Annotated in this window: 11 protein-coding genes; 10 read left to right on the top strand and 1 reads right to left on the bottom strand. The window is 69.2% G+C overall.

All coding sequences use genetic code 11. The features are described from left to right. Positions 1-91 precede the first annotated feature (91 nt). The 6 genes from KHF85_RS11700 (at position 92) to KHF85_RS11675 (ending at position 7,707) form a co-directional block, all read left to right on the top strand. Positions 92-1,255, top strand: coding sequence for an acyl-CoA dehydrogenase family protein (locus KHF85_RS11700; RefSeq protein WP_284566801.1), 1,164 nt, complete (start codon positions 92-94; stop codon positions 1,253-1,255). Between the two features lie 308 nt (positions 1,256-1,563). After that, positions 1,564-2,118: an NADPH-dependent FMN reductase gene (locus tag KHF85_RS11695; protein WP_009597148.1), complete on the top strand. Its 555-nt coding sequence runs from the start codon at positions 1,564-1,566 to the stop codon at positions 2,116-2,118. A 224-nt stretch (positions 2,119-2,342) separates the two neighbouring features. Then, positions 2,343-3,761, top strand: coding sequence for a replicative DNA helicase (locus tag KHF85_RS11690; RefSeq protein ID WP_009597146.1), 1,419 nt, complete (start codon positions 2,343-2,345; stop codon positions 3,759-3,761). A gap of 148 nt (positions 3,762-3,909) precedes the next feature. Next, a complete protein-coding gene (locus KHF85_RS11685) occupies positions 3,910-5,334 on the top strand; it encodes a cryptochrome/photolyase family protein (RefSeq protein WP_284566800.1) in 1,425 nt (474 codons plus the stop codon). A 123-nt stretch (positions 5,335-5,457) separates the two neighbouring features. Beyond that, positions 5,458-6,912, top strand: a complete 1,455-nt coding sequence (locus KHF85_RS11680; RefSeq protein ID WP_284566799.1) for a WS/DGAT/MGAT family O-acyltransferase — start codon at positions 5,458-5,460, stop codon at positions 6,910-6,912. A 96-nt stretch (positions 6,913-7,008) separates the two neighbouring features. Beyond that, the gene (locus tag KHF85_RS11675) at positions 7,009-7,707 is read left to right on the top strand and encodes an OmpA family protein (RefSeq protein WP_284566798.1); all 699 of its coding nucleotides are present in this window, start codon (positions 7,009-7,011) and stop codon (positions 7,705-7,707) included. A 143-nt stretch (positions 7,708-7,850) separates the two neighbouring features. Here KHF85_RS11675 and KHF85_RS11670 read toward each other — a convergent pair whose 3' ends face one another. Then, positions 7,851-8,933: a LysR family transcriptional regulator gene (locus KHF85_RS11670; RefSeq protein ID WP_009597112.1), complete on the bottom strand. Its 1,083-nt coding sequence runs from the start codon at positions 8,931-8,933 to the stop codon at positions 7,851-7,853. A 128-nt stretch (positions 8,934-9,061) separates the two neighbouring features. Here KHF85_RS11670 and KHF85_RS11665 point away from each other — a divergent pair, with 128 nt between their 5' ends. From KHF85_RS11665 to KHF85_RS11650, 4 genes are all read left to right on the top strand, one after another. Beyond that, positions 9,062-9,286, top strand: a complete 225-nt coding sequence (locus tag KHF85_RS11665) for a hypothetical protein (protein ID WP_237651759.1) — start codon at positions 9,062-9,064, stop codon at positions 9,284-9,286. Next, on the top strand, positions 9,283-10,056 hold the full coding sequence (locus tag KHF85_RS11660; RefSeq protein WP_284566797.1) for an SDR family NAD(P)-dependent oxidoreductase: 774 nt from the start codon (positions 9,283-9,285) through the stop codon (positions 10,054-10,056). The genes KHF85_RS11665 and KHF85_RS11660 overlap by 4 nt, the downstream gene beginning before the upstream one ends. An 11-nt stretch (positions 10,057-10,067) precedes the next feature. After that, positions 10,068-11,261 (top strand): efflux RND transporter periplasmic adaptor subunit, encoded by a 1,194-nt coding sequence (locus KHF85_RS11655; protein ID WP_284569538.1) that lies wholly within the window; start codon positions 10,068-10,070, stop codon positions 11,259-11,261. Positions 11,262-11,434: 173 nt separating this feature from the next. Next, positions 11,435-14,608, top strand: a complete 3,174-nt coding sequence (locus KHF85_RS11650; RefSeq protein WP_284566796.1) for an efflux RND transporter permease subunit — start codon at positions 11,435-11,437, stop codon at positions 14,606-14,608. Positions 14,609-14,616: the final 8 nt, after the last annotated feature.

The raw sequence follows: 14,616 nt of genomic DNA, 5'->3' as shown, positions 1-14,616 counted from the left end.
TGGTGAGCGAGGCCGGCCGCAGCGCCGGCCTCTGCTTTTTTTCGCGGCGCGTGCGCTCCGATACACTGTGGTTTTCGCCCCGAGTCTTGCCATGCCGTTGCCCTGCGACGATCTGTTCGATGTGGCCTCGCTGCTGAGCGAGGAAGAGCGCGCGATCCAGCACGCGGTGGCGCGCTTCGTCGACGCCAGGGTGCTGCCGATCATCGGCGATGCGTTCGACCAGGCGCGGTTTCCCGCCGAACTGGTGCCGGAACTGGCGCAGCTGGGCCTGCTCGGCGCCACGCTGCCGCCGGCCGATGGCGGCGCCGGCCTCAATGCGGTCTGCTACGGCCTGATCTGCCAGGAACTGGAACGCGGCGACAGCGGCCTGCGCAGTTTCGTCAGCGTGCAGTCCTCGCTGTGCATGTATCCGATCCACGCCTACGGCAGTCAGGCGCAGCGGCAGCGCTGGTTGCCGGCGATGGCCGCCGGCAGCGCGATCGGCTGCTTCGGCTTGACCGAGGCACAGGGCGGTTCCGACCCGGCGGCGATGCAGACCCGCGCGGTGCGCGACGGCGACGGCTGGCGCCTGAGCGGCAGCAAGATGTGGATCACCAACGGCAGCCTGGCCGACGTGGCGATCGTGTGGGCGCAGACCGAGGACGGCGTGCAGGGCTTCCTGGTCGAGGCCGGCACGCCCGGCTTCGGTGTGCACGACATCGCGCACAAGATGAGCCTGCGCGCGTCGGTGACCTCGGCGCTGTTCCTGGACGCGGTGCGCCTGCCCGATACCCAGCGGTTGCCAGGCGTGCGCGGGCTGAAAGGCCCGTTGGGTTGCCTGACCCAGGCCCGTTACGGCATCAGCTGGGGCGCGATCGGCGCAGCGATCGCCTGCCTGCGCGAGGCGCTGGCCTATGCCGGCGAGCGGATTTTGTTCGGGCGCCCGCTGGCGGCCACGCAGAGCGCACAGATCAAGCTGGCCGACATGGCCCGGCGCATCGCCGGCGCGCAGCTGCTGGCGCTGCAGCTGGGCCGGCTCAAGGATGCCGGCGCGCTGCAGCCGGCGCAGGTGTCGCTGGCGAAGTGGAACAACGTGCGCATGGCGCTGGACATCGCCCGCGAATGCCGCGACCTGCTCGGCGCTGCCGGCATCACCACCGAGCACGGCGCGATCCGCCATGCCTTGAACCTGGAATCGGTGATCACCTACGAAGGCACCGAGACCGTGCACCAACTGGTGGTCGGCCGCGAGCTGACCGGGATCAATGCGTTCTGAACCGGTTCGCGGCGCTGGCGTGGCCGCCGACGCAACCCATGACCTACACGAGGAGGCGAGGGCATGAGCGTTCGCCGCCGACAACGCCAATTCCAAGGCGGTGGCGGCCAAGCTCGGTGCGCGCTACCTGCCCCAGGACCGCCTGCCAGAGCCGCTGCAGGCGCACGCGGTGGAGGTGTGGGGGCAGTCGCGCGCGGACTGGCAGGCGCGGCGCTGAGCCGCCTGGCGGCGGTCGCCTCGCCCGTATTCACTTGGCCGCGCCGCGCCGGCGGCTAGGCTGCAAGCCCCAAATCGGTCAGGAGTACGCCATGAGCCAGTACCGCATCGCGGTTTTCGTCGGCAGTTTGCGCAAGGAGTCGTACAACCGGCGCCTGGCGCTGGCGCTGGAGACGCTGGTCGGCGACCGCGCCCGTTTCGAGTACGTGGAGATCGGCGACCTGCCGCTGTACAACCAGGACCACGACCACGACTACCCGGAGCAGGGCAAGCGGCTGAAGGCGCAGGTCAGCGACGCCGACGCGGTGCTGTTCGTCACCCCCGAATACAACCGCTCAATCCCGGGCGTGCTCAAGAACGCGATCGACCTGGGCTCGCGGCCCTATGGCGACAGCGCCTTCGCCGGCAAGCCGGCGGCGCTGTGCGGGGTCTCGCCCGGCGCGCTCGGCACCGCGCTGGCGCAGCAGCACCTGCGCAACGTGCTGGCCTACCTGGACATGCCGGTGCTGGGCCAGCCGGAGGTGTTCTTGCAGTTCACGGATGGACTGATCGACGCCGACGGCAACATCGGCAACGCCGACACGCGCAAGTTCCTGCAGGGCTTCGTCGACAAGTTCATCGCCTGGGTCGACGAACTGCAGGCCTGAGCGCGCGCCGGGTCCGGCGCGTTCGGTCGCAGCCGGCGCGACGCGTCGCGGCGATGCTGGCGCTGCGGCAATCGCCTTGCGTGGCGTGGCCTGTGCGCAGTTCTCAACGGGTTGTCCACAGACTTGTCCCTAGCCGCGCCGTGCGCCGCTGACTAAGATGGCCGACCGGGCCGCGCCATCGCGCCGCCCGTGTCCCGCAGTCCCGCAGAGAGAAGACCCAGCCCATGTCCGCCCGTCCCGGCTACCGCGGCGACCGCAAAAGCGAGCGTGGCGAACGCAGCGAGCCGCGTATCGATCAGTTGCGCGTGCCGCCGCATTCGATCGAGGCCGAGCAGGCCGTGCTCGGCGGCCTGATGCTGGCGCCCGACGCCTACGACAGGGTCAACGACCAGCTCACCGACAACGACTTCTACCGCCGCGACCATCAGCTGATCTACCGCGCGATCCGCGAGCTGGCCGAGAAGGGCCGCCCGTTCGATGCGGTGACCCTGGGCGAGTGGTTCGAATCGCAGGGCAAGCTGGAGATGGTCGGCGACGGCGCCTACCTGATCGAACTGGCGAGCACCACGCCGTCGGCGGCCAACATCGTCGCCTACGCCGAGATCGTGCGCGACAAGGCGGTGCTGCGGCAGCTGATCGAGGTCGGCACCAGCATCGTCAACGACGGCTTCCAGCCGGAAGGGCGCGAGAGCGCCGAGCTGCTGGCCAGCGCCGAGAAGGCGGTGTTCAAGATCGCCGAGGCCGGCGCGCGCGGGCGCAGCGATTTCGTGGCGATGCCAGGCGCGTTGAAGGACGCGTTCGAGGAATTGCGCAGCCGCTTCGAGAGCGGCGGCAACATCACCGGCCTGCCCACCGGCTACAGCGACTTCGACGCGATGACCGCCGGCCTGCAGCCGACCGACCTGATCATCCTGGCCGCGCGTCCGGCGATGGGCAAGACCACGCTGGCGCTGAACATCGCCGAGTACGCGGCGATCAAGTCGAAGAAGGCGGTGGCGGTGTTCTCGATGGAAATGTCGGCCTCGCAGCTGGCGATGCGCCTGATCTCCTCCAACGGCCGGATCAATGCGCAGCGCCTGCGCACCGGCCAGCTCGAGGACGAGGACTGGGCGCGGGTCACCGGCGCGATCAAGATGCTGAAGGAAACCAAGATCTTCATCGACGACACGCCGGGCGTATCGCCGGAGATCCTGCGTTCCAAAGCGCGCCGGCTCAAGCGCGAGCACGACCTGGGGCTGATCGTCATCGACTACCTGCAGCTGATGTCGGTGCCGGGCAACAGCGAGAACCGCGCCACCGAGATCTCGGAGATCTCGCGCTCGCTCAAGGGCCTGGCCAAGGAACTGGGCGTGCCGGTGATCGCGCTGTCGCAGCTCAACCGCTCGCTGGAAACGCGCACCGACAAGCGTCCGGTGATGGCCGACCTGCGCGAATCCGGCGCGATCGAGCAGGACGCGGACATGATCGTGTTCATCTACCGCGACGACTACTACAACAAGGAAAATTCGCCGGACAAGGGCCTGGCCGAGATCATCATCGGCAAGCACCGCGGCGGCCCGACCGGCTCGTGCAAGCTCAAGTTCTTCGGCGAGTACACACGCTTCGACAATCTGGCGCACGATTCGGTGGGCGCGTTCGAATAGGCGGCGCGCGACCGCGCTTGCGGTCGAGCGCCAGCTGCGGTGCGAGAGGTCTTGCGTCGGCGCGTGCCTTCATCGATCGCGCGCGCTCACGCCGGCTGCGCGCCGGCCATGCGTATCCTTGCGCGTCCTTTTCCGGCCCGTCCTGCGCATGAGCTACGCCATCGTCTGGTTCCGGCGCGACCTGCGCCTGCACGATCACCCCGCGCTGCACGCGGCGCTGGCCGCCGGGCACACGCCGGTGCCGGTGTATGTGCACAGTCCCGGCGACGAAGGCGCCTGGGCCGCCGGCGCGGCCTCGCTGAGCTGGCTGCAGCGCGCGCTGGCCGCGCTCGACGCGCAGCTGCAGGCGCGCGGATCGCGCTTGATCCTGCGCCAGGGTCCGGCCGAGACCGTGCTGCGCGAGCTGATCGCCGAATGCGGCGCGGTCGCGGTGTACTGGAACCGCCGCTACGAACCGGCCACGCAGCCGCGCGATGCCCGGCTCAAGCGCGAACTGCGTGCGCAGGGCCTGGAAGTGCACAGCTACAACGGCGCGCTGCTGTTCGAACCGTGGCAGCTGGCGACCCAGCAGGGCGGGCCGTACAAGGTGTTCACGCCGTTCTGGCGCAGCGCCCTGAGCCATTGGCAGGTACCGGCGCTGCAGCCCGCGCCGAAGACGCTGCCGCCACCACCGCCGGCCCTGCCCAGCCTGCCGCTGCAACAGCTTGGGCTGGCGCCGGCGCTGGGCTGGGACCGCGGTTTCTGGGAGGTATGGCAACCGGGCGAGGCGGGCGCGCACGAAGCGCTGGAGGTGTTCGTCGACGGTGCCTTGCGCGGCTATGTCGCAGGCCGCGACCGTCCCGACCAGGTCGGTACCTCGCGGCTGTCGCCGCACCTGCATTTCGGCGAGATCGCGCCGTGGCGGATCGTCGCCGCACTGGAAAACGCGCGCAGCGCCGCCACCGGCGCGGCGATCGACGGCTACATCCGCCAACTCGGCTGGCGCGACTTCGCCCATCACCTGCTGCACCATTTCCCGGCCACGCCCGAGCACAATCTCAATCCACGCTTCGCCCGGTTCCGCTGGGCCACGCCGGACCCGGCGCAGCTGCAGGCCTGGCAGCGCGGCCGCACCGGCGTGCCGATCGTCGATGCCGGCCTGCGCGAGCTGTGGCACACCGGCTGGATGCACAACCGGGTGCGGATGATCGTCGCCAGCTACCTGTGCAAGCACCTGCGCGTGCACTGGTCGGAAGGCGCGCGCTGGTTCTGGGACACGCTGGTCGATGCCGACCTGGCCAACAACACGCTCGGCTGGCAGTGGGTGGCCGGCACCGGCGCCGACGCCGCGCCGTATTTCCGCGTGTTCAATCCGGTGACGCAGGCGCAGAAGTTCGATCCGCAGGGCCGCTACATCGCGCGCTGGGTGCCGGAACTGGCGGCGCTGCCGGTGGCCGAGCGCTTCGCGCCGTGGCTGACGCCGCAACGCCTGGCCACCAGCGCGCCGCACTATCCGCGGCAGCCGATCGTGGATCTGGCCGCCGGCCGCGACGCCGCGCTGGCCGTCTATCGCGAGACCGGCGGCAGCGGCTGACGCCGGCCAGCGCGGTGCGCGCCTGCTGCGCTGCGGCGTGAACCGCGGCAGCGCAGGGCAGGGTGCCGCGATTGACGCCCTTCGCCGCGCCATGATTCACTCCGGCCACGCACAGGAGCATGCATGGTCACCAGCACAGCCCGCCGCAAGCCGCGGCGCGAACCGATGTCGCGTGTGGATACCGCCTGGTTGCGGATGGAGCGGCCGACCAATCCGATGATGATCACCGGCGTGCTGATGCTCGACGAGGCGCTGTCGCTGCCGCAGTTCAAGCAGTTGGTGCGCAAGCGCTTCCTGTCGTTCCCGCGCTTCCAGCAGAAGCCGGTGGACACCGCGACCGGCGCCTACTGGCAACACGACGACGACTTCGACCTGGACTGGCACGTGCGTCTGTCGGCCTTGCCCGGGCGCGGCGGCAAGAAGGCGCTGGAACGCTTCGCCGGGCAGATGGCGTCCACGCCCTTGGACAAGACCAAGCCGCTGTGGCAGTTCCATCTGATCGAACGCTACGAGGGCGGCTCGGCGCTGGTCGCGCGCATCCACCACAGCTACGCCGACGGCATCGCCCTGGTGCAGGTGCTGCTGTCGCTGACCGACATGCAGCGCGTACCGGAACCATCGGCGCAGCTCGGCCGTGCCTGGCTGAAGGACGACGGCAAGGACGTGGTGCGCCGGGTCGGCGCCATCGACCGCTACCTGAAACTGGGCGGACGCATGCTCGACAAGGGCCGCGCCATGTACCAGGACCCGAACCTGGCGCAGATGCTGGCCAAGGAAGGCGGCCTGATCGGCCGCGAACTGGCCAATGCGCTGCTGCTGTCCGACGATCCGCCGACCCTGCTGCGCGGGCGCCTGGGGGTCAGCAAGCGGGTGGCCTGGGCCGCGCCGCTGGACCTGGACGAAGTGAAGGCGGTCGGCCGCGCCTGCGACTGCACGGTCAACGACGTGCTGATGGCGACCATGGCCGGCGCCCTGCGCGACTACATGCTCGAGCGCGGCGAAGCGCTGGACGGGGTGACCCTGCGCGCCACGGTGCCGGTCAACCTGCGCCCGCTGGAACACGCGCGCAAGCTCGGCAACCATTTCGGGCTGGTGTTCCTGGATTTGCCGGTCGGCGAGGCCAATCCGGTGCGGCGCGTGCAGCGCGTGGCCGCCTCGATGCAGCAGCTCAAGCAGTCGCGGCAGGCGATGGTGGTGTTCGGGCTGCTGGCCGCGGTGGGCATGGCGCCGGCGGCGCTGCAGTCACTGGCGCTGGACCTGTTCAGCCGCAAGGCGACCACCGTGGCGACCAACGTGCCGGGGCCGCAGCAGCCGCTGTACCTGGCCGGCAGCCGCGTGCGCGAGATGATGTTTTGGGTGCCGCAGACCGGTTCGATCGGGGTCGGCGTGTCGATCATGAGCTACAACCATCGCGTGCATTTCGGCCTGATCGGCGATGCGCGGCTGATTCCCGACCCGGATGCGGTGATGCGCCGCATCGGCGCCGAATTCGAGAAGCTGCTGTACCTGGCGCTGATGGGCGACTGGGAGCATCCGCTGCGTGCGGTGGATGCGGAGGCGTTGCTGCCGGCTTCCTGAACGGGGCGCAGTGCGGCGCGCGCAGCGTTCATCCCCGTCTCGCAGCCCACTGTTTATGCTGGCTCCCACTTCATTTCAGAATCGGGAGAGAGCGCGATGAAACGCACCGCTATCCAAGGCATGTCCATGACGCTGGCCAGCGCGCTGCTGTTGTCCGCCTGCGCCACTGGCGGCTCCTACGTGCAGCGCGACCAGTACGGCAACCAGACCGAACAGCAGAACGAACGCACCGGCCGCGGCGCGCTGATCGGCACCGCGGTCGGCGTCGCCGCCGGCCTGCTCAGCGGCAGCAGCGCCACCGAGCGCCGCCAGCACGCGATGATCGGCGCCGGCATCGGCGCGCTCAGCGGCGCGGCGATCGGCAACTACCAGGACCGCCAGGAACGCGCGCTGCGCGAGCGCACCGCCAACACCGGCATCGACGTGCGCCGCGACGGCGACAACATCACCTTGAACCTGCCCGACGGCATCACCTTCGACTTCAACCAGTCCACGCTGAAGCCGCAGTTCTATTCTGCGCTCAACGGCGTGGCCTCGACCCTGGGCGAATACAACCAGACCATGATCGAAGTGGTCGGGCATACCGACAGCGTCGGCAGCGATGCGGTCAACCAGCGCCTGTCCGAGCAGCGCGCCGCCTCGGTGGCGGCGTACCTGACCGCGCAGGGCGTGCAGCGCGAGCGCATCGAGACGCTGGGCGCGGGCAAGAAGTACCCTATCGCCGACAACAGCACCGAGGCCGGCCGCGCGCAGAACCGCCGCGTGGAGATCCGCGTGGTGCCGCTGCGCTCCTGAGCCGCGACCGCCGCGCTGGAACGCGAACGGGCCGCTGATGCGGCCCGTTTCGCGTTGTGGCGTCCCCCGTGCGCCGCGGCGCAGACATGTGCGCCGAGCGCGCAGCCAGCGCCAGCCGCCGCGGTCGCTACGCGCCTGCCTGCTCAGACCAGCGCTTCTTCCTCCAGTTCCGGCGCCGCTTCTGCATCGCGCAACGGCAGCGCGGGCAACTGCGGCAGCGCCAGGGTCTGGGTATTCATCGCCACGCCGCTGCACAGGGTGAACTCGGCGCCGCTGTCGGCATGTTGCGTGGCCAGCTTGGCCGGGCACTGCGCCAGCATGTAGTTGACGTCGAAGTTGAGCTTGTCGACCAGGAAATCGACGAAGGCGCGCACCTTCGGCGACAGCATGCGCCCGCCGGGAAACACCGCGTTGAAATCCAGGTCCGGGCCGACCCAGCCGCCGAGCACGCGGCGCGCCTTGCCGGCCTCGATCAGCGGCTTGATCGTCGCATCGCTGGCCAGCACCAGGCCTTCGCCGCACACCAGCCCGCCGATCAGCGCGGCCGAGTCGTTGGCGAGCAGGATCGGCTGGATCGCGAAGTCGCCGCTCTGCTTGCCGTTGCGCAATGGCCAGCTGAGCCGGTTGCCGCCGTTGCGGCCATTGCTCAGCGCCAGCGTGCGGTGGTGTTGCAGGTCGTCCGGATGCAGCGGCTCGCCGTGGCGTTCGATGTAGTGGGGGCTGGCGAACACCTGGGTGCGGAAGGTGGCCAGCTTGCGCGCGACCATGGTCGAATCCAGCAGCGCGCCCATGTGCAGGGCCACGTCCACGCCCTCGGCGATCGGATCGACCTTGTCGCTGGTCATGATCATTTCCAGGCGCACTTCCGGATGCTGCTTGTGGAATTCGCCCAGGATCGGCGCCACCCAGGAAATGCCGGCCGAGTAGGGCACGCTGAAACGCAGCCAGCCGCGCGGGCCGGCCTGCAGCTGCCCGACCGCGCTCTCGGCTTCTTCCAGCTCGCGCGCGATGCGCTGGCAATGCTCGTGATAGACCGCGCCGGCTTCGGTCAGGCCGAGGCGGCGCGTGGTCCGGTGCAGCAGGCGCGCGCCCAGGCGTGCCTCCAGATCCTGCACCTTGCGACTGACGGTGGTCTTGGGCAGGCCGAGCGCGTTGGCCGCGGCGATGAAGCTGCCTTGCTCGACCACCTTGACGAAGATCAGCGTGTCGTTCAGATCGTGGGTCATGGCGGGTTCCTGAGGAGGGAGAACGATTGGACCGGTGACGGGACGATTATTCCCCTTAATTCGGACTAATCAAGTGCGACTTTGACGCTTAATTTGTACGCATTCGCCGCCACCCAGGCCAATTGCTCATGTCGTTGCGTACTTTGTTGCCGTTTCTCGCCGGCGTCCGTCGCCCCAATCGACGCGATGGTACGCCCATCGACGCGCTGGAAACCGGCTATCTCAAGGCCTTTCGCGAGTTCACCCCGCCGCCGCGCAGCCAGGCCGGCGGCGCGATGCAGCTGGGCCAACGCGGCAGCGGGCGACTTGGCCGCATTGCGATTGTCCCGTTTGCGGGAGTAAAAGTCCCGTGAGCGGGACGCTGGACCCGGAGGTCTTGGTGCTCGGCGGCACCGGCACCATCGGCCGGGGCGTGGTCGGCGCCTTGCTCGAGGCCGGCAGCCCGGTGCTGGCGGTGGCGCGCGACCGCGGCCGGCTGCGCGCGCTGCGCGATCGCTACAGCGACGAGCCGGCGCTGCACGTGCTGCAGGGTTCGGTCGCCAACGATGCCACCGCCGCCACCCTGGCCGCGGCCGTGGCGCAGCGGCCGCGGCCGTTGGCGGGAGTGGTCGCCAGCCTCGGCAGTGCGCTGCGCTGCGGGCGCCTGCTGGACCAGCCGCTGACCGCGCTGCGCCGACGCATGGAGGCCGACCTGCTGCCGCATCTGGCCGCGGCCCGGCACCTGCTGCCGCTGCTGGCGCAGGCCGAGCGCGGCGGCTGCTACCTCCTGCTCGGCAGCCCGTGCGCGCTGCGCGCCTGGTCCGGGCATGGCGAGAGTTCAGTAGCCGCGGCGGCGATCCGCATGCTCGCCCAGGTCCTGCACGAAGAGGCCAAGCCGCTGGGCGTGCGCGTGCAGTTGCTGGCGCTGGCGCATCCGGTGTGCCGCAGCGAAGCCGGCAGCGACGACTGCCCGGAATGGTTCACCGCGCTCAGCGTCGGCCGCGCCGCGGTGGCGCTGCTGGCCGACGCCGGCGTGCCTGGCAAGGCCATCGTCGATATCGACAAACACCACTACGCGCATCCACGCACCTTGTTGATGACCGCCGCGCATTTTTCTTCCTCCACTCACGAGGTTTCTCCATGAACCCGATTCCGATGTCGTTCCATTCCCCATCGCGCGCCTGGCGCCCGCTGGCGATCGCGCTGCTGGCCGCGGCCCTGGCCGCCTGCGGCAGCAAGGCCGACGGGCAGGGCGCGCCGCCGCCGCCGGCGGTCGGTGTCGCGCCCGCGCTGCAGAAGCAAATCAGCCAGTGGGACGAGTTCAGCGGTCGCGTCGAGGCGGTCGAGCGCGTCGATCTGCGTCCGCGCGTGTCCGGCTACATCGACAAGGTCAACTACGTCGAAGGCCAGGAACTGAAGAAGGGCGATGTGCTGTTCACCATCGACGCGCGCAGCTACCGCGCCGAACTGGCGCGCGCCAACGCCGAGCTGGCGCGGGCGCGGACCCAGTCCAGGCTCAACGGCAGCGAGGCGGCGCGCGCCAAGAAACTGTCCGACCAGCAGGCGATCTCCACCGAGAGCTGGGAGCAGCGCCACGCCGCCGCCGAACAGGCCGAGGCCGACGTGCTCGCCGCACAAGCCGCGGTGGACACCGCGCGCCTGAATCTGGAATGGACCCAGGTGCGCGCGCCGATCGCCGGCCGCGCCGGCCGCGCCCTGGTCACCGCCGGCAATCTGGTCAGCGCCGGCGACAGCGCCAGCGTGCTGACCACACTGGTGTCGCTGGACAATGTGCACGTGTACTTCGATGCCGACGAAGGCACCTTCCTGCGTTATGCGCAGATGGCGCGCAAGGGCGAGCGGCCCAGCGAGCGCGACGGTCAGCTGCCGGTGCAGGTCGGCCTGGTCGGTGAGGACGGGTTCCCGCACGCCGGCAAGGTCGATTTCCTCGACAACCAGATCACCCGAAGTACCGGCACCATCCGCGTGCGCGCCCTGCTCGACAACGCCGACCGCAGCTTCACCCCGGGCCTGTTCGCGCGCGTGCGCTTGCTCGGCAGCGGCCGCTTCAACGCGCTGCTGATCGACGACCGCTCGGTGCTGACCGACCAGGACCGCAAGTACGTCTACGTGGTCGACAAGGACGGCAAGGCGCAGCGCCGCGACGTGCAGCTGGGGCGCAGCGCCGAGGGCCTGCGCATCGTGCTCGGCGGGCTCAACGCTGGCGACCGGGTCATCGTCGACGGCGTGCAGAAAGTGTTCATGCCCGGCATGCAGGTGCAGGCCAAGCCCGTGGCGCTGGCCACGGCGTCGCCGGCCGCCGCACGCAAGGCCGTCGCCCTCGACTGAGTTGCACCGATTGCGCCGCCCCCGACAGCCGGGGCGCGTGCAGCGACGTAGACCGGTCGCGCTGGCGGCCGGTGCTTGCCGGCCGGGCCACGGTTGTGGCCCGGCGTCGCCGCCGCTTTGCCCGCGTTCCTGTTAGGCCGCCCGATCCACCTTCGTTTCCAGGACCACCACCCATGGACTTTTCCAGATTCTTCATCGACCGGCCGATCTTCGCCGCCGTGCTGTCGATCGTCATCTTCGCCGCGGGATTGATCGCGATCCCGATGCTGCCCATCGGCGAATACCCCGACGTGGTACCGCCGTCGGTGATCGTGCGCACGGTGTATCCGGGCGCCAATCCCAAGGTCATCGCAGAGACCGTCGCCACGCCATTGGAAGAAGCGATCAACGGCGTGGAGGGCATGATGTACATCAAGTCGGTGGCCGGCTCCGACGGCGTGCTGCAGATGACCATCACCTTCCGCCCGGGCACCGATGCCGACGATGCCGCAGTCAAGGTGCAGAACCGCGTCGCGCAGGCGCAGGCACGCCTGCCCGAGGACGTGCGCCGACAGGGCGTGACCACGCAGAAGAAGTCGCCGACCTTCCTGATGGTGGTGCACGTGACCTCGCCGAAGGGCAAGTACGACACCCTGTATCTGCGCAACTACGCACGCCTGCACGTCAAGGACGCGCTGGCGCGGATCCAGGGCGTGGGCGATGCGCAGGTGTTCGGCGGCGGCGACTATGCGATGCGCGCCTGGCTGGATCCGGAGCGCATCGCCGCGCGCGGGCTCACCGCCGGCGACGTGGTCGCCGCGATGCGCGAGCAGAACGTGCAGGTCTCGGCCGGCCAGCTCGGCGCCGAGCCGATGCCCGACAGCAAGTTCCTGACCCTGATCAACGCCCAGGGCCGCTTGCGCAGCGAGCAGGAGTTCGGCGACATCGTGCTCAAGGTCGGCAGCGATGGCGAAACCGTGCGCCTGGGCGACGTCGCGCGCCTGCAACTGGGCGCCGGCGACTACACCCTGCGCTCGCAGCTGGACGGCAAGAACGCGGTGGGAATCGGCATCTTCCAGGCGCCGGGCGCCAATGCGCTGGAGATCCGCGATCAGGTGATCGCCAAGATGGACGAACTCACCAAGCAGTTCCCGGACGACGTGAAGTACGAGGCGGTGTACGACACCACGATCTTCGTGCGCGACTCGATCACCGCGGTGGTGCATACCTTGCTGGAAGCGGTGCTGCTGGTGGTGCTGGTGGTGATCCTGTTCCTGCAGACCTGGCGCGCCTCGATCATTCCGTTGATCGCGGTGCCGGTGTCGGTGGTGGGCACCTTCGCCGCGCTGTACGTGCTGGGTTTCTCGATCAACACGCTGACCCTGTTCGGCCTGGTGCTGGCGATCGGCATCGTGGTGGACGATGCGATCGTGGTGGTGGAGAACGTGGAGCGCAACATCGAGGAAGGGCTGACTCCGCTGGCCGCGGCGCACCAGGCGATGCGCGAGGTGTCCGGGCCGATCGTGGCGATCGCGCTGGTGCTGTGCGCGGTGTTCGTGCCGATGGCGTTCCTGTCCGGGGTGACCGGCCAGTTCTACAAGCAGTTCGCGGTGACCATCGCCATTTCCACGGTGATCTCGGCGATCAACTCGCTGACCCTGTCGCCGGCGCTGGCCGCGCTGTTGCTGCGCTCCCACGACGCGCCCAAGGATGCGGCGTCGCGGCTGATGGACCGCCTGTTCGGCGGCTGGCTGTTCCGTCCGTTCAACCGTTTCTTCAACCGCAGTTCCGAGCGCTATCAGGGCAGCGTGTCGCGGATTCTCGGCAAGCGCGGCGCGGTGTTCGCGGTGTACCTGGTGCTGCTGCTGGTCACCGGGGTGATGTTCAAGGCGGTACCGGCCGGCTTCATTCCGACCCAGGACAAGATGTACCTCATCGCCGGGGTGAAGCTGCCCGAGGGCGCCTCGCTCGAGCGCACCGACGCGATGCTGCGCAAGGTCGCCAACATCGCGATGCAGACCGATGGCGTCGAGCATGCGATCTCGTTCCCCGGTTTGAACGCGCTGCAGTTCACCAACACGCCCAATACCGGCGTGGTGTTCCTGACCCTGAAGCCGTTCGCCAAGCGCCACCGTAGCGCGCTGGAGATCAATGCCGAGATCAACCAGCGCATCTCGCAGCTTGGCGAAGGCATGGCGTTCGCGTTCATGCCGCCGCCGATCCTGGGCCTGGGCAACGGCAACGGCTACCAGCTGTTCATCGAGGACCGCGCCAATCTGGGCTATGGCGCGCTGCAGAACGCGGTCAACGCGATGCAGGGCGCGGTGGCGCAGACCCCGGGCATGAGCTATCCGATCGGCACCTACCAGGCCAACGTGCCGCAGCTGGACGCCGAGGTCGATCGGGTCAAGGCCAAGGCGCAGGGCGTGGCCCTGACCGATCTGTTCGATACGTTGCAGACCTATCTCGGTTCCACCTACGTCAACGACTTCAACCAGTTCGGCCGCACCTGGCAGGTGATCGCGCAGGCCGATGCGCCGTTCCGCGAGAGCGTGGAGGACATCGCGCGGCTGCGCACCCGCAACGCCGCCGGCGAAATGGTGCCGATCGGCTCGATGGTCACGATCAAGCAGAGCTACGGTCCGGATCCGGTGCTGCGCTACAACGGCTATCCGGCCGCCGACCTGGCCGGCGAGGCGGATGCGCGCATGCTGTCCTCGGCCGAAGCGATGGCCAAGCTCACCCAGATCGCCAAGCAGGTGCTGCCCAACGGCATGGAGATCGAATGGACCGACCTGAGCTACCAGCAGGCCAGCCAGGGCAAGGCGGCGCTGGTGGTGTTCCCGCTGGCGGTGATGCTGGCGTTCCTGGTGCTGGCCGCGCTGTACGAGAGCTGGACGCTGCCGCTGGCGGTGATCCTGATCGTGCCGATGACGCTGCTGTCGGCGCTGTTCGGGGTGTGGCTGAGCGGCGGCGACAACAACGTGTTCGTGCAGGTCGGCCTGGTGGTGCTGATGGGCCTGGCGTGCAAGAACGCAATCTTGATCGTCGAGTTCGCCCGCGAACTGGAGCTGCAGGGCAAGGGCATCGTGGAGTCGGCGCTGCAGGCCTGCCGCCTGCGCCTGCGCCCGATCGTGATGACCTCGATCGCGTTCATCGCCGGCACCGTGCCGCTGGTGTTCTCGCATGGCGCTGGCGCGGAAGTGCGCTCGGCCACCGGCATCACGGTGTTCGCCGGCATGCTCGGCGTGACCCTGTTCGGCCTGTTCCTCACCCCGGTGTTCTACGTCGCCCTGCGCAAGCTGTCTGGGCGTCCGCTGGTGTCGCATGCGCCGGCGCACGCCGCCGATGCGCCGCCCCACGCCTGATCCATCCA

The organism is Xanthomonas graminis pv. graminis (genome assembly GCF_030168915.1).
Taxonomy (GTDB): Bacteria; Pseudomonadota; Gammaproteobacteria; order Xanthomonadales; family Xanthomonadaceae; genus Xanthomonas_A; species Xanthomonas_A translucens.
Note: the sequence above shows the minus strand (reverse complement) of the source record. Positions and strands in the feature narration are given on the sequence as shown.